21 protein-coding genes and 1 pseudogene are annotated in these 23,341 nt (G+C 75.7%); 8 read left to right on the forward strand and 14 right to left on the reverse strand.

All coding sequences use genetic code 11. The features are described 5' to 3' along the window. Nucleotides 1-252: 252 nt before the first annotated feature. Nucleotides 253-1,185 (forward strand): diacylglycerol/lipid kinase family protein, encoded by a 933-nt coding sequence (locus QMQ26_RS16550; protein WP_318552277.1) that lies wholly within the window; start codon nucleotides 253-255, stop codon nucleotides 1,183-1,185. Further along, a complete protein-coding gene (locus QMQ26_RS16555; RefSeq protein ID WP_282206186.1) occupies nucleotides 1,182-1,793 on the forward strand; it encodes a phosphatase PAP2 family protein in 612 nt (203 codons plus the stop codon). The genes QMQ26_RS16550 and QMQ26_RS16555 overlap by 4 nt, the downstream gene beginning before the upstream one ends. 59 nt (nucleotides 1,794-1,852) lie before the next feature. Here the strand turns inward: QMQ26_RS16555 and QMQ26_RS16560 are convergent. From QMQ26_RS16560 to QMQ26_RS16590, 7 genes and pseudogenes are all read right to left on the reverse strand, one after another. Further along, nucleotides 1,853-4,422, reverse strand: a pseudogene (locus QMQ26_RS16560) (ATP-binding protein). A 108-nt stretch (nucleotides 4,423-4,530) separates the two neighbouring features. Then, entirely contained in the window at nucleotides 4,531-5,139 is a 609-nt protein-coding gene (gene kdpC, locus QMQ26_RS16565) for a potassium-transporting ATPase subunit KdpC (RefSeq protein ID WP_282206187.1), read from the reverse strand. 14 nt (nucleotides 5,140-5,153) lie between these two features. Next, the gene (kdpB, locus tag QMQ26_RS16570) at nucleotides 5,154-7,241 is read right to left on the reverse strand and encodes a potassium-transporting ATPase subunit KdpB (protein ID WP_282206188.1); all 2,088 of its coding nucleotides are present in this window, start codon (nucleotides 7,239-7,241) and stop codon (nucleotides 5,154-5,156) included. Beyond that, nucleotides 7,241-8,902 carry a potassium-transporting ATPase subunit KdpA gene (gene kdpA, locus QMQ26_RS16575; RefSeq protein WP_100837510.1) on the reverse strand — a complete coding sequence of 554 codons (1,662 nt, stop codon included), beginning with the start codon at nucleotides 8,900-8,902 and terminating at the stop codon, nucleotides 7,241-7,243. The genes kdpB and kdpA overlap by 1 nt, the downstream gene beginning before the upstream one ends. A 1-nt stretch (nucleotide 8,903) precedes the next feature. Continuing rightward, nucleotides 8,904-8,993, reverse strand: a complete 90-nt coding sequence (kdpF, locus tag QMQ26_RS16580) for a K(+)-transporting ATPase subunit F (RefSeq protein ID WP_014136735.1) — start codon at nucleotides 8,991-8,993, stop codon at nucleotides 8,904-8,906. A gap of 295 nt (nucleotides 8,994-9,288) precedes the next feature. Continuing rightward, nucleotides 9,289-10,131 (reverse strand): NAD-dependent protein deacetylase, encoded by an 843-nt coding sequence (locus QMQ26_RS16585; RefSeq protein ID WP_282206189.1) that lies wholly within the window; start codon nucleotides 10,129-10,131, stop codon nucleotides 9,289-9,291. Between the two features lie 456 nt (nucleotides 10,132-10,587). Then, complete coding sequence (locus tag QMQ26_RS16590; protein WP_282206190.1) at nucleotides 10,588-11,151, reverse strand: universal stress protein; 564 nt, start codon at nucleotides 11,149-11,151, stop codon at nucleotides 10,588-10,590. Between the two features lie 243 nt (nucleotides 11,152-11,394). Between QMQ26_RS16590 and QMQ26_RS16595 the strand changes: the two genes are divergently transcribed. Both QMQ26_RS16595 and QMQ26_RS16600 read left to right on the forward strand, forming a co-directional pair. Beyond that, nucleotides 11,395-11,898: a universal stress protein gene (locus QMQ26_RS16595; protein ID WP_282206191.1), complete on the forward strand. Its 504-nt coding sequence runs from the start codon at nucleotides 11,395-11,397 to the stop codon at nucleotides 11,896-11,898. A gap of 52 nt (nucleotides 11,899-11,950) precedes the next feature. Further along, nucleotides 11,951-13,189, forward strand: coding sequence for an amidohydrolase (locus QMQ26_RS16600; protein ID WP_404814134.1), 1,239 nt, complete (start codon nucleotides 11,951-11,953; stop codon nucleotides 13,187-13,189). Nucleotides 13,190-13,342: 153 nt separating this feature from the next. Here QMQ26_RS16600 and QMQ26_RS16605 read toward each other — a convergent pair whose 3' ends face one another. Continuing rightward, nucleotides 13,343-14,848, reverse strand: coding sequence for an APC family permease (locus QMQ26_RS16605; protein WP_282206193.1), 1,506 nt, complete (start codon nucleotides 14,846-14,848; stop codon nucleotides 13,343-13,345). 69 nt (nucleotides 14,849-14,917) lie between these two features. After that, nucleotides 14,918-16,138 (reverse strand): amidohydrolase, encoded by a 1,221-nt coding sequence (locus QMQ26_RS16610; RefSeq protein WP_282206194.1) that lies wholly within the window; start codon nucleotides 16,136-16,138, stop codon nucleotides 14,918-14,920. 144 nt (nucleotides 16,139-16,282) lie between these two features. Between QMQ26_RS16610 and QMQ26_RS16615 the strand changes: the two genes are divergently transcribed. Further along, nucleotides 16,283-16,939: a GntR family transcriptional regulator gene (locus QMQ26_RS16615; RefSeq protein WP_100837503.1), complete on the forward strand. Its 657-nt coding sequence runs from the start codon at nucleotides 16,283-16,285 to the stop codon at nucleotides 16,937-16,939. A 146-nt stretch (nucleotides 16,940-17,085) separates the two neighbouring features. Next, nucleotides 17,086-17,760, forward strand: coding sequence for a Crp/Fnr family transcriptional regulator (locus tag QMQ26_RS16620; RefSeq protein ID WP_033220149.1), 675 nt, complete (start codon nucleotides 17,086-17,088; stop codon nucleotides 17,758-17,760). 149 nt (nucleotides 17,761-17,909) lie between these two features. Here the strand turns inward: QMQ26_RS16620 and QMQ26_RS16625 are convergent, their stop codons facing one another. The 5 genes from QMQ26_RS16625 to QMQ26_RS16645 form a co-directional block, all read right to left on the reverse strand. After that, nucleotides 17,910-18,731 carry an MBL fold metallo-hydrolase gene (locus QMQ26_RS16625; RefSeq protein WP_282206195.1) on the reverse strand — a complete coding sequence of 274 codons (822 nt, stop codon included), beginning with the start codon at nucleotides 18,729-18,731 and terminating at the stop codon, nucleotides 17,910-17,912. Nucleotides 18,732-18,780: 49 nt separating this feature from the next. Further along, on the reverse strand, nucleotides 18,781-18,972 hold the full coding sequence (locus QMQ26_RS16630) for a hypothetical protein (protein ID WP_100837501.1): 192 nt from the start codon (nucleotides 18,970-18,972) through the stop codon (nucleotides 18,781-18,783). A 121-nt stretch (nucleotides 18,973-19,093) separates the two neighbouring features. Next, a complete protein-coding gene (locus tag QMQ26_RS16635; RefSeq protein ID WP_100838618.1) occupies nucleotides 19,094-19,936 on the reverse strand; it encodes an NUDIX hydrolase in 843 nt (280 codons plus the stop codon). Nucleotides 19,937-20,107: 171 nt separating this feature from the next. Then, a complete protein-coding gene (locus QMQ26_RS16640; protein WP_100837500.1) occupies nucleotides 20,108-20,572 on the reverse strand; it encodes a RidA family protein in 465 nt (154 codons plus the stop codon). 2 nt (nucleotides 20,573-20,574) lie between these two features. Beyond that, nucleotides 20,575-20,730, reverse strand: coding sequence for a DUF4177 domain-containing protein (locus QMQ26_RS16645; protein ID WP_014136749.1), 156 nt, complete (start codon nucleotides 20,728-20,730; stop codon nucleotides 20,575-20,577). 258 nt (nucleotides 20,731-20,988) lie between these two features. Here QMQ26_RS16645 and QMQ26_RS16650 point away from each other — a divergent pair, with 258 nt between their 5' ends. Beyond that, the gene (locus QMQ26_RS16650; protein ID WP_282206540.1) at nucleotides 20,989-21,999 is read left to right on the forward strand and encodes an ArsA-related P-loop ATPase; all 1,011 of its coding nucleotides are present in this window, start codon (nucleotides 20,989-20,991) and stop codon (nucleotides 21,997-21,999) included. An 85-nt stretch (nucleotides 22,000-22,084) separates the two neighbouring features. After that, on the forward strand, nucleotides 22,085-23,272 hold the full coding sequence (locus tag QMQ26_RS16655) for an ArsA family ATPase (RefSeq protein WP_282206196.1): 1,188 nt from the start codon (nucleotides 22,085-22,087) through the stop codon (nucleotides 23,270-23,272). Nucleotides 23,273-23,341: the final 69 nt, after the last annotated feature.

Raw genomic sequence — 23,341 nt, forward strand, 5'->3', positions numbered from 1 at the left:
GGGGTGTGGTGGGCGCTGTCGCGGCGCGGGCCGCTGCGCTGGCTGGGGGTGCTGCTGGCGGTGGCGGCCCCGGTGGGCGCGGTGCTGCTGGTGGTGCTGACCGTGGGCGGCGGCAGCTGGCCGTGGGTGCTGGGCGCGGTGGCGCTGTGGGCGGTGGGCCTGCTGCTGTCCCGGGCGGCGCTGCGCTCGGCCCGGCACACGAGGGAGATGCCGGAGCGGGAGGTCGAGCCGCCGCGCAGGCCGGTGCTGATCATGAACCCGAAGTCCGGCGGCGGGAAGGTGGCGGAGTTCCACCTCGCGGAGCGGGCCCGGGAGCTGGGCGCGGAGGTCGTCCTGCTGGACCCGGAGGACCACCAGGACGTCACCGAGCTGGCCGAACGGGCCGTCGCGGACGGCGCCGACCTGCTGGGCGTGGCGGGCGGTGACGGCACCCAGGCGCTGGTCGCGCAGGTCGCGGCCCGGCACGGGCTGCCGTTCCTGGTGATCTCCGCGGGCACCCGCAACCACTTCGCGCTGGACCTCGGCCTGGACCGCGACGATCCGGCGCGCTGCCTGGACGCGCTGACCGACGGCGTGGAGCTGCGGGTCGACCTCGGCGAGGTCGCGGGCCGGGCCTTCGTCAACAACGTCTCGTTCGGCACCTACGCGGAGATCGTGCAGAACCCCGAGTACCGGGACGCGAAGGCCGCCACCGTCCTGGCGATGCTGCCGGACCTGCTGGTCGGCTACACGGGCGCGAAGCTCGCCGCCGAGGCCGGCGGACAGCGGCTGGAGCGCCCGCAGGCCGTCCTGGTCAGCAACAACCCGTACGACGCGGGCAACCTGATCGACCCCGGGCGGCGCTCCCGGATGGACCGGGGCGCGCTGGGCGTGCTCGGCGTCAAGGTGGACGGCGCGGCCCAGGCCGCCGACCTGGCGCTGCGCGGTACGAACGCGGAGGGGGTGACGGTGCTGGTCGGCCGCGAGGTGCGGGTGACCGCGGACGTGCCGACCATCCCCGTCGCGGTGGACGGCGAGGCCCTGGAACTGGAGGTGCCGGTGCGCTGCGTGATCCGCCCCGGTGCGCTGCGGGTCCGGGTGCCGCGCGACCGGCCGGGCACGGCAGTCCCGGTACCGGCCTTGAAATGGAGCCGGCTGGCGCACCTGGCGTCGGGCCGGACGGATGCGAACGGTGGTGTGCAGTGAAGGCGTTGACGCGGTGGGTGCTGGCGGGACAGCGCGTGGTGGCGGACTTCTCGGCGGTGGACGAGGCGGTGTACGTCGCGGTGGCGGCGACCCCGACACCGACCCTGGACGAGCGGCTGCGGCAGCTGTCCACGGCGGCGAACCACTCCAAGATCTCGATCGCGGTGGCCTGCGGGATGGCCCTGGTGCCGGGGCGCCCGCGCCGGGCCGCGCTGGTCGGCCTCGGCTCGGTGGCGGCGGCCTCGGCGGCGGCGAACCTGCTCGGCAAGTCGCTGGCCCGGCGGCCGCGGCCCGACCGGGTCCGCGGGAAGGTCCCGGAGGCCCGGCACGTGCCGATGCCGGAGTCGGCGTCCTTCCCGTCCGGGCACACCGCCTCCGCGTTCGCCTTCGCCACCGGGGTCTCCTCCCAACTGCCCTGGGCGGCGGCGCCGCTCGGCCTGCTCGCCGCGACGGTCGGCTACTCCCGGGTGCACACGGGCGTCCACTACCCGGGCGACGTGATCGCGGGCGCCCTGTTGGGTACCGTCGCGGGCAGCGTGGTCGCGGGCCTGGACGGGTGGGTCCCGGGGGCGTTCCGGCCCCGCGGGCAGGCGCAACCGCGCGGGTAGACGCAGCCGCGCGGGTAAACGCGTCGCGGCCCGCCGCCCGGTCAGCGGACCGCCCCGGGTCAGCGGGCCGCGGGGAGGGTGAGCAGCACGGTGGTGCCGCCGCCCGGGGTGTCCTCCAGGTCGAGGGTGCCGCCCATCGCCTCGGCGAGGCCCCGGGAGAGGGCCAGACCGAGGCCGGTGCCGGCGGTGTTGTCGGTGTCGCCCAGGCGCTGGAAGGGCAGGAAGACCCGGTCGCGGTCGGCCGGGGGATGCCGGGTCCGCGGTCGACCACCCGGATCTCGACCTGGTCGGCGTGGCTGGAGGCGGCGACCAGGACGGGGACGCCCGGCGGGGTGTGGCGCAGGGCGTTGGCGATGACGTTGCCGAGGACGCGGGCGAGCAGCGGCGGGTCGGCGAGGACCGGTGGGACGCCGTCGGTGGCGGCGGTGACCGGGGCGGGGGCGCCGGGGACGGCGAGCGCGTCGAGGGCGGCGGGCAGGACCTCGTCCAGGCGGGTGGGGCGCAGGTGCGCGGTGAGGGCGCCGGCCCGGAGCCGGCTGAGGTCGAGCAGGTCGTCGACCAGGCGGGCGAGCCGGTGCAGGGACTCGTCGGCGAGGTCCAGCAGTTCGGCCCGGTCCGCCGGGGAGAAGTCGACGTCGGGGCTGCGCAGCGAGCCGACCGAGGCGAGGGCGGCGGCCAGCGGGGTGCGCAGGTCGTGGCCGACGGCGGTGAGCAGGGCGGTGCGCATCCGGTCGGCGGCGCGGATCGGTTCGAGTTCGGCGGCGGCGGTGGCCAGCCGGTCGCGTTCGAGGGCGGCGGCGAGGTGGGCGCCGAACGCGGCGAGGACGCGCTGGTCGGTGTCGGGCAGCCGGCGCCCGGTGAGGACCAGCACGGCGTCCGCGCCGACGCCGAACTCGCTGGCCTCCGCGGCGGTGGCGGGAGCCGCAGCGGTGGCGGGAGCCGCGGTGTCGGGAGCCGCGGTGCCGTCGGCCGCGGTGCCGTCGGCGCGGGCGAGGACCTCGCCGGTGGCGCGGTCGAGCAGGGCGGCGGAGTCCAGGCCGAACGAGGTGCGGGTGCGTTCCAGCAGGTCGGGGACGGCGTCGGTGCCGCGCAGCACGGAGCCGGCCAGGGTGGAGAGCGTCTCGGCCTCGGCGGTGGCGCGGGCCGCCCGGGCGGTCTGCCGTCCGGCGTGGTCGACCACGGTGGAGACGCAGAGCGCGACGGCGGCGAACACGGCGAGTGCGATGAGGTTGTTGGCCTCGCCGATGGTGAAGGTGTGCACCGGCGGGATGAAGTAGTAGTTCAGCAGCAGCGCGGCGGTCAGCGAGGCCAGCAGCGCGGAGAGCGCGCCGCCGAGCAGCGCGACGGCTACCACGCCGAGTTGGAGGGCCAGCGCGTCGGTGGTGAGGTTCAGCGCGGTGTGCGCCCGGGCGAGCCCGGCGGTCAGCAGCGCGGGCACGGCGAGCCCGGCGGCGTACCCGGTGAGGGTGCGGCGGCGGGAGTGGCGGCGGCCCAGCGCGGGCAGCCGGCCGCGGCCGGTGAAGGCGTGGGTGACCAGGTGGACGTCGATGTCGGCGGAGCGGGCGACGGTGGTCTCGCCGATGCCGGGGCCGGTGAGGAAGCGGGCGGTCCGGCCGCGCCGGCTGGTGCCGAGGACGAGCTGGGTGGCGTCCCGGGCCCGGGCGAAGGCCAGCAGCGCCGCGGGGATGTCGTCGCCGACCACCACGTGGTAGCTGCCGCCGAGGGACTCCACCAGCTGCCGCTGCTCGGCGAGCCGGGCCGGGGAGGCGCCGGCCAGGCCGTCGCTGCGGGTGACGTGCACGGCGAGCAGGTCGCCGCCCGCGGCCCGGTCCGCGATCCGGGCGGCGCGGCGGATCAGGGTGACGCCCTCGGGGCCGCCGGTGAGCGCGGCCACGATCCGTTCGCGGGTCTCCCAGACCCGGTCGATGCGGTGGGCGGCGCGGTAGTCGCGCAGTCCCTCGTCGACCCGGTCGGCCAGCCAGAGCAGGGCGAGTTCGCGCAGCGCGGTCAGGTTGCCGACCCGGAAGTAGTGGGCGAGCGCCGCGTCGACCTGCTCGGCCCGGTACACGTTGCCGTGGGCGAGGCGGCGGCGCAGGGCCTGCGGGGCCATGTCGACCAGTTCGATCTGGTCGGCGCGGCGCACCACCGCGTCGGGGACGGTCTCGCGCTGCGGGACGCCGGTGATCCGCTGGACGACGTCGTTGAGCGACTCCAGGTGCTGGATGTTGACGGTGGTGACCACGTCGATGCCCGCCGCGAGCAGTTCCTCGACGTCCTGCCAGCGCTTGGCGTGCCGCCCGCCGGGGACGTTGGTGTGGGCGAGCTCGTCGACGAGGGCGAGTTCGGGGCGGCGGGCCAGCAGCGCGTCCAGGTCGAGTTCGGCGAACTCGGCGCCGCGGTGGCGCCGCACGGCGGGCGGGAGCCGTTCCAGGCCGTCGAGCAGGCGGGCGGTGCGCGGGCGGTCGTGGGTGTCCAGCCAGCCGACCACCACGTCGGTGCCGCGCTCCCGGCGGCGGTGCGCCTCGTCCAGCATCCGGTAGGTCTTGCCGACGCCGGGGGCGGCGCCGAGGTAGACCCGCAGCCGGCCGCGCCGGCGGCCCTCGGGGTGCGGCCCGGGGTCAGCGGTCATGGCGGCTCCTCTCGGCGGCGGGGGGTCGATGGCGGTCGGCGGGGACGCGGCGGGCCGGCCCGGACGGGGGAGCGTCCGGGCCGACCGGTCCAAGAGACTGACGGTTCGTCACTTGACGGCGGCGACCGCCTGGTTGAGCCGGAGGACGTTGACGCCGGGCTGGCCGAGGAAGCCGAGCGAGCGGCCGTCGGTGCACTCGCCGATCAGCTTCCGCAGGGTGTCGGCGGGGACGCCGCGGGCGGCGGCGACCCGGTCGACCTGCTCCTCGGCGTAGGCGACCGAGATATGCGGGTCGAGCCCGGAGCCGGAGGCGGTCAGCGCGTCCGGCGGGACGGTGGCCGGGTCGACGCCGTCGAAGGCGGCGACGGCGGCCCGGCGCTCCTGGACGGCCTTCAGCAGGTCGGCGCTGTTCGGGCCGAGGTTGGACGCGCCGGAGGCGGCCGGGTCGTAGCCGCCGGCGGACGGGCGGGGCTGGAACCACTTCGGGTCCGGCCGGGCCGGGTCGTCCTCGCCCGCCTTCGGCAGGTCGAAGGACTGGCCGAGCAGGCTGGAGCCGACCGGTCTGCCGTCGGACTCGACGATCGAGCCGTTCGCCTTTGCCTGGAAGGCGAGTTGGCTGATGCCGGTGACCAGCAGGGGGTAGGCGAGGCCGAGGATCACGGTCATCACCAGCAGCATCCGCAGTGCGGTGAGGTGGGTGCGCACGATGGTGGGCATGGGTCTGGCCTCTCTCAGCTCAGGCCGGGGATGAACCGGACGATCAGGTCGATCGCCTTGATGCCGACGAAGGGGACGACCAGGCCGCCGATCCCGTAGATCCCGATGTTCCGGGACAGCAGTGAACTCGCGCCGCTGGGGCGGTACGTGACGCCGCGCAGGGCGAGCGGGATCAGGCCGACGATGACCAGGGCGTTGAACACCACCGCCGAGGTGATCGCGGACTGCGGGCTGTGCAGGCCCATGACGTTGAGGCGGCTCAGGCCCGGGTAGACCCCGGCGAACATCGCCGGGATGATCGCGAAGTACTTGGCCACGTCGTTGGCGATCGAGAAGGTCGTCAACGCGCCCCGGGTGATCAGCAGTTGCTTGCCGATCTCGACGATCTCGATCAGCTTGGTGGGGTTGGAGTCGAGGTCCACCATGTTGCCGGCCTCCTTGGCCGCCATGGTGCCGGTGTTCATCGCCACGCCGACGTCGGCCTGGGCGAGCGCCGGGGCGTCGTTGGTGCCGTCGCCGGTCATCGCGACCAGCTTGCCGCCCTCCTGCTCCGCGCGGATCAGGGCCAGCTTGTCCTCGGGCGTGGCCTCGGCGAGGAAGTCGTCCACGCCCGCCTCCTCGGCGATGGCCCGGGCGGTCAGCGGGTTGTCGCCGGTGATCATCACGGTCCTGATGCCCATCCGGCGGAGCTCCTCGAAGCGCTCCCGCATGCCTTCCTTGACCACGTCCTTGAGGTGGATCACGCCGAGCACCCGGGCGGGGGCGGCGCCGGACCTGGTGGCGACGACGAGCGGGGTGCCGCCCGCCGAGGCGATCGCGTCGACCAGCGCGGAGACCTCGGAGCCGACGCCGCCGCCGTTCTCGCGCACCCAGTGGGACACCGCGCCCGCCGCGCCCTTGCGGACCTGGTGGACGCCGTCGGCCTCGGCCAGGTCGACGCCCGACATCCGGGTCCGCGCGGTGAACGGCACCCAGGTGGCGTGCGTCAACTCGCCCTGGGCGCGGGCCCGCAGGCCGTGCGCCGTCTTGGCGAGCACCACGATCGAGCGGCCCTCGGGGGTCTCGTCGGCGAGCGAGGACAGCTGGGCGGCGTCCGCCAGCTCCTCGACCGTCACGCCGGGCGCGGGCCGGAACTCGGCGGCCTGCCGGTTGCCGAGCGTGATGGTGCCGGTCTTGTCCAGCAGCAGCGTGTTGACGTCGCCCGCGGCCTCCACGGCCCGGCCCGACATGGCGAGCACGTTGCGCTGCACCAGGCGGTCCATGCCCGCGATGCCGATCGCCGAGAGCAGCGCGCCGATGGTGGTCGGGATCAGCGCCACGATCAGCGCCACCAGCACGATGGTCGGCTGCGGGGCCCCGGCGTAGGCGGCCATCGGCTGGAGGGTGACCACCGCGATCAGGAAGACGACGGTCAGCGAGGCCAGCAGGATGTTCAGCGCGATCTCGTTCGGCGTCTTCTGCCGGGACGCGCCCTCCACCAGGGCGATCATCCGGTCGATGAAGGTCTTGCCCGGCTCGGCGGAGATCCGCACCACGATCCGGTCGGACAGCACCCGGGTGCCGCCGGTCACCGCGCTGCGGTCGCCGCCGGACTCTCGGATCACCGGCGCGGACTCGCCGGTGATCGCCGACTCGTCCACGGACGCGACGCCCTCCACCACGTCGCCGTCGCCCGGGATGACCTGCCCGGCCTCGACCACCACGTGGTCACCCAACTTCAGTGCGGTGCCCGGGACTTCCTCCTCGGCCCGGACGGCGGGCCAGTCGGTGAGCCGACGCGCCACGGTGCCGGACTTGGCGCGGCGCAGCGTGTCGGCCTGCGCCTTGCCGCGGCCCTCGGCGACCGCCTCCGCCAGGTTGGCGAAGACCGTGGTCAGCCAGAGCCAGCCGGTGATCGCCCAGCCGAAGACGGACGGGTCGGCGATCGCGGCGACGGTGGTGACCACCGAGCCGACCTCGACCACGAACATCACCGGGTTCTTCACCATCACCCGGGGGTCGAGCTTGCGCACCGCGTCGGGCAGCGCGGCGAGCAGCTGTTTCGGATCGAGCAGGCCGGCCGCGGCCCGGTGCGGGGCGGGTTCAACAGTGCTGGTGGACATCAGTGGAGACCTTCTGCGATCGGCCCGAGGGCCAGGGCCGGGAAGTAGGTGAGGCCGACGACGATCAGGATCACGCCCGACAGCAGGCCGACGAACAGCGGCTTGTGCGTGGGCAGCGTGCCCGCACTCGCCGGGACGGGCCGCTGCCTGGCCAGCGAACCGGCCAGCGCGAGGACGAACACCACCGGCAGGAACCGGCCGAACACCATCGCCAGGCCCAGCGCCGTGTCGTACCAGGTGGTGTTCACCGTGATGCCCGCGAACGCCGAACCGTTGTTGTTCGCGGCCGAGGTGAACGCGTACAGCACCTCGGAGAAGCCGTGCGCGCCGTCGTTCAGCATCCCGGCCCGCTCGCCGGGCAGCGCGATCGCGGTGCCCGCGCCGATCAGCACGATCGCCGGGGTGGTGAGGATGTACAGCGAGGCGAACTTCATCTCCCGGCCGCCGAGCTTCTTGCCCAGGTACTCGGGGGTGCGGCCGACCATCAGGCCCGCCACGAACACCGCCACGATCGCCAGCACCAGCATCCCGTACAGGCCGGAGCCGGTGCCGCCGGGCGCGATCTCGCCGAGCATCATGTTGAAGACGGTCAGCCCGCCGCCGAGCGGCGTGAACGAGTCGTGGAAGGAGTTGACCGCGCCGGTCGAGGTGAGCGTGGTGGACGCCGCGAACAGGCCGGAGGCCGCGATGCCGAACCGCTGCTCCTTGCCCTCCATCGCCGCGCCGGCCGCCTGGAGCGCGCTGCCGGAGTGCTGGTGCTCGAAGAAGGTGACCAGGGCCGCCGAGGCCACCCAGAACAGCGCCATCACGGAGACGATCGCGTAGCCCTGGCGGTGGTCGCCGACCATGGTGCCGAAGGTGCGCGGCAGCGCGAAGGCGATCACCAGCAGCAGGAACACCTCGACCAGGTTGGTGAAGCCGGTCGGGTTCTCGAACGGGTGCGCCGAGTTGGCGTTGTAGAAGCCGCCGCCGTTGGTGCCCAGCAGCTTGATGACCTCCTGCGAGGCCACCGGCCCGCCGGGGATCGGCTGCGAGCCGCCGGTGAGGGTGGTCACCTCGTGGAAGCCGTGGAGGTTCTGCACCACGCCGCCGGCCACCAGCACCAGGGCGAAGAGGACCGCGAGCGGCAGCAGCAGCCGCAGCGAGATCCGGGTCAGGTCGACCCAGAAGTTGCCGACCCGGTCGGTGCGGTGGCGGGTGAAGCCGCGGATCAGCGCGGCCACCACCGCGATGCCGACCGCCGCCGAGACGAAGTTCTGCACCGCCAGCCCGGCCATCTGCACCAGGTGGCCCATCGCGGCCTCGCCGCTGTACGACTGCCAGTTGGTGTTGGTGGTGAACGAGACGGCGGTGTTCCACGCCTGGTGCGCGTCCATCCCGGGCACGCCCAGGCTCAGCAGCAGGTGCGTCTGGAGCCGGATCAGCCCGTACAGGAACAGCACCGACAGCACCGAGAACGCCAGCACCGAGCGCAGGTACACCGGCCAGCGCTGGTCGGCGTCGGCGTCGACGCCGACCACCCGGTACAGCGCCTTCTCGGCTCTCAGGTGGCGGGCGGAGGTCAGCAGCCCGGCGATGTGGTCGCCGAGCGGGCGGTAGCACAGGGCCAGCGCGCCGACCAGGGCGATGGCCTGCAGCCACCCGGCAGGAGTGGGGCCCATGTCAGAACTTCTCCGGGTGGATCAGCGCGAGGACGAGGTACCCGACCAGCGCGGCGGCGACGAGGAGACCCGCTATGTGCTCGGCGCTCACAGCTTCTCCACCCCCCGGGCGATCAGGGCGATGACGGCGAACACGGCGGCCGTGACACCGACGTAGAGCAGGTCTGACATGGCATCCACCAGGGTGGCTCGGAACGGTGGCCGGCGCTTTCGCCGACACCCCGAGCCAAGCAGCGGAACCGGCCGTCACCGCCGTTCCTGACGCGCCCCATACGGCCGCCCGGGCCGCCTTGACGCCGCCTTGACGGCTCCCGACCACCCCTGCCGCCGCCTTGACGGCTCCCGGCGCCGCCCGAGCCCGGTGCCTCGCGCCCCGGCGGCCACCGCTACCCCGCGAAGGGCGCCGCCAGCTCGGTGAGGGCCGCGCCGAGCGGGCGGTCGATCCGGATGTCGGCGAGGTCGTCGCCGCGGGTGGTGCCGCGGGTGACGATGGCCACCGGCTTGCCGGTCTTGGCGGCGTGCCGGACGAAGCGCAGGCCGGAGAGCACCGCCAGCGAGGAGCCGAGGACCAGCAGGGCGCGGCCCTCGTCGACCAGGCGGTAGCAGTGCTCGACCCGGTCCTTGGGGACGCTCTCGCCGAAGAACACCACGTCCGGTTTGAGCACGCCGCCGCAGGCGGTGCAGGGCGCGACGGTGAACGAGGCGACCAGGTCGTCCGGCAGCTCGACGTCGCCGTCCGGGTTGATCCGCGAACCGGCGTCCCGGAAGGCGGGGTTGAGCGCGGCGAGGCGCTCGTCGAGGGCGGTGCGGGCGGTGACGGCGCCGCAGTCGAGGCAGATCACGCGGTCGAGGCCGCCGTGCAGTTCGACGGCGTCGGCGGTGCCCGCGGCGCGGTGCAGGCCGTCCACGTTCTGGGTGATCACGGCCGAGACCCGGCCGGTGTCGCGCAGCCGGGCCACCGCGAGGTGCCCGGCGTTCGGGCGGGCCCGGGCGATCACCGCCCGGCCGGCGTGGCTGCGCGCCCAGTAGCGGCGGCGGGCTGGCTCCCCCGCGACGAACTCCTGGTACGTCATCGGCGCCCGGTTCCGGCGGACGCCGTCCGGCCCGCGGTAGTCCGGGATGCCGGACTCGGTGGACAGCCCGGCCCCGCTCAGCACCACCACGTCGCCGCCGGCCAGCAGCCGGGCCAGCGCGGGAAGCCCGTCCTCGTGCACGCTCATGCCGTCCATTGTGGAACGCCCGCGCCGGAACCGGCGGAGAGCGGCGGAGAACGGGGGCGGAACCCGGCGGCCCGGGCAGTACCCCCACGCACCGCCCGGGCCGCCCCGGGTGCGGACGCTCCGGCCCCCACAGCCCGAACTTCCGCTGCCTCCTTTGTACGTCGATCCACCACCCGGACAGAAGAAGCGCACGGACCTTTCTCGGGAGCGCTTCCACGGCCCGCCCGCGCCCCCGCGCGTTCCCGCCCCCCGGACCGGACGCGGCCCGGACAGTGCCCCCACGCACCGTCCGGGCCGCGCCCGCCCCCCGTTCGCGGCGGCCGGGCCCCCACGGCTCCGGCCGCCGCCGCTCGTCGTCCCGCAGCGCTCACGCGGCCCGGCGGAGGGATGCCGACACCGCCGGACCTCCCGCCGCAACCGCCGCAACCGCCGCAACCGCCGGACCCACCGCGTCCGCAACCGCGCTCATCCCCGCCCGCCCCGCCGCCGCCCGGCACCGCCCGCGCACGCGTCCGCGCCGACCAGTCCGCGCAGTTCGGCGTTCACCCGCCGTCGGCTCAACCCGTGCAGCGCCAGGGCGAGTTCGGGCCTGGGCACCACCAGCACCGGGCAGCGGGCCTTCCGCACGCAGCGGGCCGGGAGGGGGCCGCGCAGTCCGCGGTGCCACCAGGAGCCGGCCGGGCCGAGCACCAGCAGGTCGCCGGGCCGGTCCGCGGCGGCGAGCAGGGCGGCGGCGGGTTCGCCGCGCACCGTCCGCGCGGTGAGCGGCACCCCGGGATCGGCCCCGCCGAACGCCTCCGCCAGCGCCGCGGCCAGGTTCTCCTCGGCGGCGGCCCGGACGGCGGACAGCAGCGGCGGGCAGGGCGAGCGCCGGTGCCCGAACTCGCCGCCGGGCGGTTCCCAGGCGTGCAGCGCCAGCAGGTGCGCGTCCGGCCCGGCCCGCCGGGTCTCGGCGACGGCGCGGTGCAGCGCGGCCAGGCTGCCGAGCGACCCGCTGACTCCGACCACGATGCGCACCGGCTGTGCCATCCCGTCCTCCGTTCCCTTCCGGCCCGTCGTCCCGTTCGGTCCGCCGCGGCCGTTCCGCCGGGTGCGCGGGCCCGGCCTTCCGGTCGCCGGGCCCGCGTCCCGGTACCAGCAGACCCGGGCGGACGGGCTCCGGGCCGCGCCTTGACACCTCCCTGACGTCCACCGCCGGTTTCCCGACGCCGCCTTGACGCCCGGCCGCCCCGCCCGGGCGTTCACTGGAGGGAGGACGAGGAGGAGACGGTCATGGCGCAGTGGCGGGAACCGCGGGTGGTGGTTGGCGTGGACGGTTCGCCGGGCAGTCTGGCCGCGCTGCGGCGGGCGGTGCCGGAGGCGGCGGCCCGGGGCGCGGTGCTGGTGCCGCTGCTGGCCGGGCGCCCGCCGGACGACGCGGCGGCCCGGCGGCTGCTGGACGCGGCGCTGCGGCAGGCGGCCGGGGGCTGGCCGGACGGGGTGGTGGTCCGTCCGGTGGTGGCGTCCGGCCCGGCGGGTGCCGCGCTGGTGGCGGCGGTGGGCGGCCCGGGCGACCTGCTGCTGCTCGGCGCGGACGGCCGCCACCACCACCGCCACGGCCTGCCGCACCTGCGCGGCCCCCGTACCGCGCACCACTGCCGGGCCCACGCGCCCTGCCCGGTGCTGACCGTCCCCGCCGACCGCCCGTCGCCGCCGGCCCTGCCGACCCCGCTGCCCGCGCCACCCGGGCCCGGCGCCCCGGACCCCGCCCGGCGGGCCGCCGTCCGGGCAGCATGAATCGTCAACTCGCCTGTGCAGCAAGCGAGTTGACTGACCGCCCGGAAGCGGTTTGATTGGTGCCGGACAGAGCCCTCAGCACCACCCCGGGAGCGCCACCATGCACGTCACGCTGTTCCGCCAGGTCCGCCCGTTCGGCGGACCAGTCACCGACCTGGTCGCCGTGGACGGCGTCCTGGCGGCCGGGCCGCCCGCGGGCGCCCGCCCGGTCGTGGTGGAGGGCGGTGGCCGGATCGCGCTGCCGACCCTGGTGGACGCCCACCTGCACCCGGACAAGACCGGCTGGGGCGAGCCCTGGTACAGCCGCCGCCCGGCGCACGGCCTGCCGGAGTACGTGGCCGGCGACGTCGAGCTGGCCGCGCACCAGCGGTCCCCGGTCGGCGTGCGCGCGCACCGCCTGCTCGCCCACGCGGTGACCCGCGGCACCCGCGCCGTGCGCGCGCACGTGGACGTCGCCCCCGCGTACGGCCTGGCCGGGGCGACCGGCCTGCGCGAGGCCGCCGAGCGGCTGGCCGGGAAGCTGGACGTGCAGTCGGTGGCGTTCCCGCAGCACGGCGTGGTGCGCACCCCGGGCACGGCGGAGCTGCTGACCGCCGCGGCCCGCGAGCGCCTGGTGGACGCGGTCGGCGGCATCGACCCGGCCGGGTTCGACGGCGGCGGCGCGGACGGCCGCGAGCAGTTCGACCTGCTGTTCGGCCTGGCCGAGCGGTACGGCGTGCTGCTGGACGTGCACCTGCACGACCTCGGGGCCACCGGCCTGGGCCCGCTGCGCGCGCTCGCCGCCCGGACGGTCGCCGCCGGGCTGCGCGGCCGGGTGACGGCCAGCCACGCGTTCTGCCTGTCGGAGCTGTCCGCCGCCGAACTCGACCGCACCGCCGACCTGTTGGCGGACGCCGGGATCGCGCTGACCACGGTCGCCCCGTCCGCGCACCAGGTGCTGCCGTTCCGCGCGCTGCGCTCGCGCGGGGTGCGGGTCGGCCTCGGCTCGGACGGCGTCCGGGACTCCTGGAGCCCGTACGGCAACGCCGACATGCTGCACCGGGCGCACCTGCTGGGCTGGACCACCGACGCCCGCACCGACCGGGAGCTGACCGACTGCCTGGAGCTGGCCGCGCACGGCGGCGCCGAGCTGCTGGGCCTGCCCAGGGCCGACCTGGCGCCCGGTTCCCCCGCCGACTTCCTGCTGGTGGACGGCGAGTGCGTCCCGCAGGTGGTGGTCGACCTGCCGCCGCGCGAGCTGGTGGTGAAGGCCGGCCGGGTGGTCGCCGAGCACGGCGCGCTGGTCGCCTGACGCCCGCCGCGACGGCGGTGGCCGCCCGCCCGGGGCCGCCACCGCCCCGCCCGGAGCCGCCGCCGGCGCAGGGGCCGCCGCCGGGACCGGAGCACGCCGCGGCGGCGGTGGCCGCCCCCGCGCCGGGGCCGCCACCGCCGTCCGCCGGCCCGCTCAGTCGCGTTCGACGTCGACCTCGGTCAGCCGGGCGAACCGCTCCGGGTCGGTGCGCCGGATTCGCCGGGCGACCAGCCAGCCGGCCGCCGCGACCACCGGCAGCGGCACCAGCAGCAGCCAGTTGACCAGCCCGGTGCGCCCGGTCAGCAGGTCGAAGTTGAACAGCGCGAGCACGCTGAGCACGGCCAGCCCGGCCGCCGCCAGCAGCGGCGCCCAGACCACCCGGAACGCGGACATCCCGCGCCGGTCGGTGCGGAAGAACGCGAACACCGCGACCGCCGCCAGCGCCTGCATCGCCATGACCCCGAGCACGCCGACGCTGTTCGACCAGAGCAGCACCACCAGGTACGGGTCGACCGCGAGCACCGCGCCCAGCCCGATCACCAGCGCGTTGAACACCGACTGCACCAGCACCGCCGTCCCCGGCGAGCCGGTCCGCGGCGAGACCCGCCCGAGCGGGCGCGGCAGCAGGCCCTCGCGGCCCAGCGCGTACAGGTAGCGGGCGGCGGCGTTGTGGAAGGCCAGCGCGGAGGCGAACGCCGAGACGATGATCAGCACGTGCATGGTGTCCGACAGCCAGAGGCCGACGAAGCGCTCGGCGGCCCGGAAGGTCAGGTCGGGGCCGCCGTCCGCGCGGGCCCGGGCGACCGCGTCGTCGGTGCCGTACGCGCCCATCACGATCCAGGTGCCCAGGGCGTAGAAGACCGCCAGGAAGCCGATCGCGACGAAGGTGGCGCGCGGCACGGTGCGGGCCGGGTCGCGGGCCTCCTCGGCGTAGATCGCGGTCGCCTCGAAGCCGGTGAAGGCGCCGATCACCAGCACGAACATGCCCGCCACCCCGGCCTGGGTGAGCAGCGACGGGTCGAAGGAGACCGGGTCGAGCGCGGCCGTCCCCCGGTCGGCCAGCACCCCGCCCTCCATCAGCAGCAGCGACAGCACCTCCAGCACCAGCGCCACGCCCAGCACCTTCGCCGACAGCGTGACCTTCAGCCAGCCGAGCACGCCGACCACCAGCACGCACGCCCCGGACAGCAGCCACCACGGCACGTGCGCGCCGGTCCGCTGTTCGAGGTGCCCGGCCGCGAAGTAGCCGAACGCGGCGGCCACGCCCGGGGTGATCAGGTTGTAGCTGACCACCGCCACGTAGGCGGTGACCACGCCGAGGGTGCGCCCCAGCCCGCGCGCCACGTACGCGTAGAACGCGCCCGCGTTGCGCACGTACCGGCTCATCGCGGTGAACCCGGCGGCGAACAGCACCAGCAGCGCGCCCGAGATCAGGTACGCGGCCGGCGCGGACGCCCCGCCCACCCCGATCGCGAACGGGGCGATCCCGGCCAGCACGGTCAGCGGCGCGGCGGCGGCGACCACGAAGAACACCAGGTCGGTGGTGCCGATCAGGCCCTTGGCCAACCGGCCGGACGGGTCGGGCGGGCCGGAGGAGCCGGGCGGTCCGGGCGGCTCGGCCGGGGCGGACGCCCGGGCGGCGGAGGAGCTGAGTGTCATGGTGGGGGTTCCTTCCGGGATGCTGCGCAGGTGCGTGGGGGGTGACCGCGGCGTGAGGGGGTGGCCGCGCTACTGCGAGGGGCCGCCGAGGCGGTCCAGGACGGTGCGGCCGCGGTGCAGCACCAGCAGCCGTTCGGGGTGCGCGGCGACGGCCTCGGGCACCGAGCCCGCGGCGACGGCCACCAGGTTCGCGGGCCGCCCGGCGGCGATCCCGTACTCCGCGACGCCCAGCGCCCGGGCGGCGTGGCCGGTGGCGAACTCCGCCGCCAGCGCGAGGTCCTGATCGGTCATCAGCTCGCCCTGGAGCCCGATGACCGTGGTCCGCTCCAGCATGTCGCCGGTGCCGTACGGCCACCACGCGTCGCGGATGTTGTCGGAGCCGGCGAACACCAGCACGCCCAGTTCGTGCAGCAGCTTCACCGGCGGCATGCTCCGGGCCGGGCCGTTGGTCATCACCGCCACCCCGGCCGCCGCCAGCGCCCCGGCGGTCCGGGCCAGCTCGGGCCCGGCCAGCTGCCCCAGGCAGTACGCGTGGCTGACCGCGACCTTCCCGCCCAGGCCCAGCGCCGCCGTCCGGTCGGCGATCGCCCGCAGCTGCGCCGCGCCGGCCCCGCCGCCGTCGTGCAGGTGGATGTCGACGCCCGCGCCGTGCCGCTCGGCCAGGTCGAACACCACGTCCAGCTGGCCGTCCGCGTCCCGGTCGAAGCCGAACGGGTCCAGCCCGCCGATCAGTTCGGCGCCCTCCCGCAGCGCCGCGTCCAGCAGCCGCGCCACCCCGGGCTCGGCCACCACGCCGCTCTGCGGGAACGCCACCAGCTGCACGTCGATCAGCTCCCGGACCCGTTCGCGGGCCTCCAGCACCGCGTGCAGGTGGTCCAGCCCGGTGTCCGGGTCGACGTCCACGTGCGAGCGGACGAAGCCGGTGCCGAGCGCGGCCATCCGGCGGGCCAGTGCCTCCGCCCGGTCGGCCACCGGCGTCCGCCCGGCCACCTCGCGGCGCAGCGCCCGCTCGGCGGCGATCTGCCCGCGCAGGGTGGACGTCGGGCGGTGCGGCTGCCAGGGCGCGCCGAGGAAGGTCTTGTCCAGGTGGGCGTGCCCGTCGACCAGCGCGGGCAGCAGCAGCGCCCCGTCCAGCGCGGCCTCGCCGGCCCCCGGCTCGATCCGCTCGCGCCCGGCCGGGACGGGGGTGAGCGCGGCGATCCGGCCGTCCGCGATCCGCAGGTCGGCCCGGGAGCCGTCCGGGAGGGTGGCGTCCAGCAGCAGCTGCGGCCCCGGGGGGAGGGTGGTCACGGGCAGGCTCCTGGGCTCGTCGGGGGCGGTGAGCGGCCAAGCTATCTGGTATACCGAATACCAGACAAGAGGGGAGCCGGAACCGATCTGGAATGATCTGGTCCACTGCCCGCTCCGTCCGCCCGCTTCCGCCTGGAGCCCCCGATGACCGACACCCTCGGCGACGCCCACCAGTCGCTGGCGGACCTCGTCTACGTCCAGCTGCGCGAGCGGATCATCGAGGGCGAGTACCCCGCCGGGCAGCGCCTGGTCGAGCGCGAACTCGCCGACGGCATGGGCGTTTCGCGGATACCGGTCCGCGAGGCCATGCAGCGCCTCGAACGCGAGGGCTTCCTCACCGTCCAGGCCCGCCGCGGCGCCGTCGTCGCCGACTTCGGCCCCGCCGAGGCCGAGCACTTCTTCGCCGTCCGCGAGTCCCTCGAAGCCCTCGCCGCCAGCCTCGCCGCCCGGCACGCCACCCCCGCCGGCATCCGCGGCCTCGAACGCGTCCTGGCCCGCACCCGCAAGGCCGCCGCGGCCGGCCGGCTGCGCGAGACGGTCAGCCTGAACGCCGACTTCCACCGCGAGATCGTCGAACTCTCCGGCAACCCGCTGCTGCGCGACATGATGGCCCCGCTCGACGGCCGGCTGCGCCGCCTGTTCCGGCTCACCTCCGACGTCGAGACCAGCCTCCCGATGTGCACCGAGCACCAGCAGCTGCTCGACGCCATCAAGGCCCGCGACCCGGAGACCGCCGCCGCCCTCGCCCGCCACCACGTCGCCGGCACCCGCGCCTTCGCCCGCCAGGCCCTCGGCGGGTAGCCCGCCGAGACGGGAAACGCCCACCCGAACTGCGCGAATGGCCGCGTAGGCCCCACCTCGGCACACCCCCTCCTCATATGATCGGAGCGACATGCGTCATCCTTGGTGGTGAGTAGCACTGCCCAGACACCAGCAGGAGGAAGCTCGTGGACGACGTTCTGCGGCGCGCCGCGCTGTTCGCGGCACTCGACGACGACCAGGCTGCCGAGCTCCGCGCTTCCATGACCGAGGTGACGCTCGCCCGCGGCGAGTCGCTGTTCCACGAGGGCGACCCGGGCGACCGGCTCTACGTCGTGGTCGAGGGCAAGGTCAAGCTGCACCGGGCCTCCCCCGACGGCCGCGAGAACATGCTCGCCGTGCTCGGCCCCTCCGAGATGATCGGCGAGCTCTCGCTCTTCGACCCGGGCCCGCGCACCGCCACCGCCACCGCCCTCACCGAGGTCAAGCTCCTCGGCCTCGGCCACGGCGACCTGCTCCCGCTGCTGCACGCCCGCCCCGAGGTCTCCATCGCCCTGCTGCGCGCCATCGCCCGCCGCCTGCGCCGCACCAACGACGTGATGTCCGACCTGGTCTTCTCCGACGTGCCCGGCCGGGTCGCCAAGGCCCTGCTCGACCTCTCCCGCCGCTTCGGCGTCCCGTCCGACGAGGGCATCCACGTCGCGCACGACCTCACCCAGGAGGAGCTCGCCCAGCTGGTCGGCGCCTCCCGCGAGACGGTCAACAAGGCGCTCGCCGACTTCGCCGGCCGCGGCTGGCTCAAGCTGGAGGCCCGCGCGGTCGTCCTGCTCGACGTCGAACGGCTCTCCCGCCGCTCGCGCTAGCCTCGCGCACCCGGACGCACCGCGAGGCCGCGACGGACGGCAGGTTCACCTGCCCCCGTCGCGGCCTCGCTCCGCGTCGGCCCCGGGTTCAGCGGCGCCCGCTGGACGCGGCGCCCGCTGGACGCGGCGCCCGCTGGATGCGGCGCCCGCTAGATCAGGCCCCGGTCCTCCAGGTACATGAGCTGCGCGCGCACCGACAGCTCCGCCGCGGGCCACAGCGCCGGGTCGACGTCGGCGTACACCCGGGCGACCACCTCGGCCGCCGTGCGGCAGCCGTCCTCGACCGCGGTCTCGACCTGGGCGAGCCGGGACGCCCGGTGGGCCAGGTAGTACTCGACGGCGCCCAGCGCGTCCGCGAGCACCGGGCCGTGGCCGGGCAGCACGGTGCGCACGCCGTGCTCGGCGGCCATCGCGTGCAGGCTGCGCAGCGAGTCGAGGTAGTCGCCCAAGCGCCCGTCGGGGTGGGCGACCATCGTGGTGCCGCGGCCCAGGACGGTGTCGCCGGTGAGGATCGCGCCGTCCGCGGGCAGGTGGAAGGTCAGCGAGTCGGAGGTGTGGCCGGGGGTGGCGACCACCCGCAGGTCGAGGCCGCCGACGTCGAGGCGCTGCCCGCCGTGCAGGCCCTCCTCGCCGAACCGCAGCGCCGGGTCGAGGGCGCGGACGGCGGTGCCGGTGAGTTCGGCGAACCGCGCGGCGCCCTCGGCGTGGTCGGGGTGGCCGTGGGTGAGCAGGGTGAGGGCGATCCGCTTGCCCTGCCGCTCGGCGGTGTCGACGATCCGGCGCAGGTGGGTCTCGTCGAGCGGGCCGGGATCGACCACGGCGGCCAGCTCGGAGCCGGGCTCGGAGAGCAGCCAGGTGTTGGTGCCGTCCAGCGTCATCGGGGACGGGTTGGGGGCGAGCACGCACTGGGCGCGCGGGGTGGCGACCCCGCCGACGGTGTCGGCGGGGTCGCCCGGCAGCAGGCCGCTCACGCGGCGTCCTCGGTGGCACGGCGGCCCGGGGCCGCCCGGTGGGGTGCGCTCATACGGCGTCCCTTTCGACGAGGCCGAGCCGGCGCGACGGGAGCGGGCGGTGCAGGGCCCGTCCGGGCAGGTCGCGGGTCAGCAGGCGGGCGGTCTCCGCGGGTGCGCTGCCGTCGCAGGCGGCGGCCCGGGGGGTGACGGTGCGGACGGGGGTGGCCGAGGTCCGGCGAGCCACGTCGTTGTGGGCCATCGGAGTCTCCTTCCGAGGTCGGAGCAGTCGGTGCGGTTGCTGGTCGACGGTACGGGCCGACGCGCGGACGGCCCGGAAGCGGTCCTCCCGGCGGGGCCGGTGATCGCTCCGGGGAAGGTTCTCACGCCGGGAACACGCCGTCGATAGTCAGCTCGTCATACCCGTCCCAGCGCACCGTCATGCGGTCCCCGACCACCTCCGCCCGGCCCAGCACCCGCTCCACCCGCCGCCCCGCCGCCACCGCCGTCGCCTCGGCCGCGGTGCGCAGCGGCAGCAGCTCGCGCAGCACCGTGACGGTCGGCGGCAGCATGCCGAACTCGCCCGCCTCGAACCCGGCCACCGCCTCGGCGGGGGTCAGCCAGGCGACCCGGTCGGCCTCGCCGACGGTGTCCGCGGCGGCCTGCCCGGGCGGCAGCGCGGCGACGAAGAACCAGGCGTCGAAGCGGCGCTCCTCGAACTCCGGGGTCACCCAGCGCGCCCAGGGCGCCAGCAGGTCGCTGCGCAGCACCAGCCGGTGCGCGGTCAGGAACTCGGCCAGCGAGACCTCGTGCCGCTCCAGCGCGGCCCGCTCGGCCGCCCAGTCCCGGGGCTCGACCAGCGTCCGCCCGTCCGGCCCGGCCAGCAGCACCCCGGCCTCCTCGAAGGTCTCCCGGACGGCCGCGCACAGCACCGCGCAGGCGGTCGGCCCGTCCACCCCGAGCCGCTCGGCCCACCGCTCGACGGACGGCCCGGCCCACGGCGGGCGCACCTCCCGGTCGCGCGGGTCGACCCCGCCGCCCGGGTAGGCGTACATCCCGCCGGCGAAGGCCATGGTGGCCCGCCGCCGCAGCAGGTACGCCTCCGGCCCGGCCGGGCCCTCGCGCAGCAGCACTACGGTGGCGGCGGCCCGGGCCGGGACGGGGGTGAGCTCCCCGGCGGCCAGGGCGCGGATTCGGGCGGGCCAGGACGGCGGCATCTCCAGCATGTTCACGGATGTTAACCGCCGCCGCCCCGCCCCGGAACAACCCGCCGCCGCCCGACGGCCGGGCGCCCGGCACCTCGCCGCCCAGGTGCCCGGCGTCCGGCGCCCCCGCCGCCCGGCACGCGAAGGGCCCGCCACCGCGGAAGCGGTGACGGGCCCCGGCCCGCGCCCGGATCAGTCCCGGACCCGGACCGTCAGCTCGACCTCGACCGGCGCGTCCAGCGGCAGCACCGCCACGCCGACGGCGCTGCGGGCGTGCACGCCGCGCTCGCCGAAGACCTTGCCCAGCAGCTCGCTGGTGCCGTTGACCACGCCGGGCTGCCCGGTGAAGTCGGGGGCGGAGGCCACGAAGCCGACCACCTTGACCACCTGTTCGACCCGGTCCAGGTCACCGACCACCGACTTGACCGCGGCCAGCGCGTTCAGCGCGCAGACCTGCGCCAGCTCCTTGGCGTCCTCCGCGGTGACCTCGGCGCCGACCTTGCCGGTCAGCGGGAGCTTCCCCGCGACGAACGGCAGCTGCCCGGAGGTCAGCACGTGCACGCCGTCGCGCACCGCCGGGACGTACGCGGCGACCGGGGCGGCGACCTCGGGCAGCGTCAGCCCGAGCTCGGCGAGCCTCTGCTCGACCTGGCCCATGACTACTCCTTCTCGCGCTTGAGGTACGCGACCAGCTGCTCCGGGTTCGGCCCGGGGACGACCTGGACGAGCTCCCAGCCGTCCTGGCCCCAGGTGTCGAGGATCTGCTTGGTGGCGTGCACGAGCAGCGGCACGGTGACGTATTCCCACTTGGTCATGGGGGTGACTCTAGCCGCCCGGGCCGGTGTGAGGTGGGACACAAAGCGGGCATGATTCGCCGGGGTGCCCGGGATGCTCCCGGCATCCGGAGCGCTCGCTGGTTACCCTCGCGGTGAGGGGTGCCCCGGGGCCCCGACCGAGAGCGACGGACAGCGACGGACAGCGGCGGACGGAGAGCGGGCGTGGCGGGCACCAGCGGTACGGCGGGGCCGACCGAGCAGGCAGCGCCGCGCGAGCCGGACTGGGAGGGCGTCAGGCTGCACGTGGTCAGCGGCAAGGGCGGCACCGGCAAGACCACGCTGGCCGCCGCGCTGGCCCTGGCCCTGGCCGCCGACGGGCGCCGCACCCTGCTGATCGAGGTGGAGGGCCGGCAGGGCATCGCCGAGCTGTTCCAGATCGCCGCGCTGCCGTACGAGGAGCGCCGGGTGGCCACCGTGACGCCCGCCCAGCTCGGCCTGCCCGGCAAGGGCCACGGCGAGGTGCACGCGCTGGCGATCGACACCGAGCAGGCGCTGCTGGAGTACCTGGACATGTTCTACAAGCTGGGCCGGGCCGGGAAGGCCCTGCAGAAGGTCGGCTTCGTGGACTTCGCCACCACCGTCGCCCCGGGCGTGCGCGACGTGCTGCTCACCGGCAAGGCGTGCGAGGCGGCCCGCCGCAAGGGCCCGGACGGCCGCCGCCGCTACGACGCGGTGGTGATGGACGCCCCGCCGACCGGCCGGCTGACCCGCTTCCTGAACGTCAACTCCGAGGTGGCGGGCCTGGCCCGGATAGGGCCGATCCACTCCCAGGCGCAGGCGGTGATGCGGGTGCTGCGCTCCCCCGAGACGGCGGTGCACTTCACCACCCTGCTGGAGGAGATGCCAGTGCAGGAGACCGTGGACGGGATTGCCGACCTGCGCGAGTCCGGCCTGCCGGTCGGCGGCGTGCTGGTCAACATGGTGCGCCCGCCGATACTGGACGCGGCGGCGGTGGCGGCGGCCGACGGCGACCACCGCGAGGAGGTGGCGCTGGCCCTCGGCGAGGTCGGCCTGGGCGGGCGCTCGCGCAAGCCGGAGACCGTCCGGGCGCACGTCGAGCCGCTGCTCGACCCGCTGCTGGAGCAGGCCAGGGAGCACGCCGAGCGGGTCGAACTGGAACGCGCCCAGCGCGCCGACCTCCAGCAACTGCGGCTCCCCACCTACGAGTTGCCGCTGATCGGCGAGGGCATGGACCTGGCCGGGCTGTACCGGCTGGCGGGCGAGCTGAAGCGGCAGGGAGCGGCGTGAGCACGGTGGACGGCACGAGCACGGCGGACGGCACGAGCACGGCGGACGGCACGAGCACGGCGGACGGCGCGAGGCAGGGAGCGGCATGACCGGGCTGGACATCGACACCCTGATCGACGACCCGGAGACCCGGATCGTGGTCTGCTGCGGCTCCGGCGGCGTCGGCAAGACCACCACCGCCGCGGCGATCGGCCTGCGCGCCGCCGAGCGCGGGCGACGCGTCGTGGTGCTGACCATCGACCCGGCCCGCCGGCTGGCCCAGTCGATGGGCCTGAGCGAGCTGGACAACACCCCGCGGGTGGTCAAGGGCACCCGCGGCGAGGGCGAGCTCCAGGCCATGATGTTGGACATGAAGCGGACCTTCGACGAGGTCGTGCTGGCCCACGCGGAGCCCGAACGCGCCAGGGCGATCATGGAGAACCCGTTCTACCAGTCGCTGTCGGCCGGTTTCGCGGGCACCCAGGAGTACATGGCGATGGAGAAGCTCGGCCAGCTCCGGGCCGAGGACCGCTGGGACCTGATCGTCGTCGACACCCCGCCGTCGCGCTCCGCGCTGGACTTCCTGGACGCCCCGAGCCGGCTCGGCTCCTTCCTGGACGGCCGGGTGATCCGGCTGCTGACCGCCCCCGCCAAGGTCGGCGGCCGCTCCGCGATGAAGTTCCTCAACGTCGGCGTGGGGCTGATCAGCGGCACCCTCGGCAAGATCTTCGGCGCCCAGCTGCTCACCGACATCCAGACCTTCGTCTCCGCGACCGACTCGATGTTCGGCGGCTTCCGCGAACGCGCCGACCGCACCTACCAACTGCTCAAGGCCGAGGGGACCGCGTTCCTGGTGGTCGCCGCCCCGGAACGGGACGCGCTGCGCGAGGCCGCCTACTTCGTCGACCGGCTGGCCGCCGACGAGATGCCGCTGGCCGGCCTGGTGCTCAACCGGGTGCACTCCACCGGCGCCCCGCAGCTCACCGCCGAACGCGCGCTGGCCGCCGCCGAGGCCCTGGAGGAGAACGGCACGCCGCACGCCACCGTGGCGGCCGAGACGCTGGCCGCCGGGCTGCTGCGGCTGCACGCCGAACGGATGCAGGTCATGACGAGGGAGCGGCGCACCCGCAACCGCTTCGCCTCGGTCTACCCGGACGTGCCGATCGTCGAGGTGGCCGCCCTCCCCGGCGACGTCCACGACCTGGACGGCCTGCGGGCGGTCGGCGAGCTGCTCGGCACCCCCACCGAACAACCTGCCGAAGCACCCGCCGGACCGCGGGAGCCCACCGGGTGAGCCCGGCCCGAAGCCCGGCCCGCAGCCCGGACCGTCGAGCCTGCCGGGCGGGTCGACGACCCGCCCGCC

The sequence above is a fragment of the Kitasatospora fiedleri genome, from assembly GCF_948472415.1.
In the GTDB taxonomy this organism is placed as follows: domain Bacteria; phylum Actinomycetota; class Actinomycetes; order Streptomycetales; family Streptomycetaceae; genus Kitasatospora; species Kitasatospora fiedleri.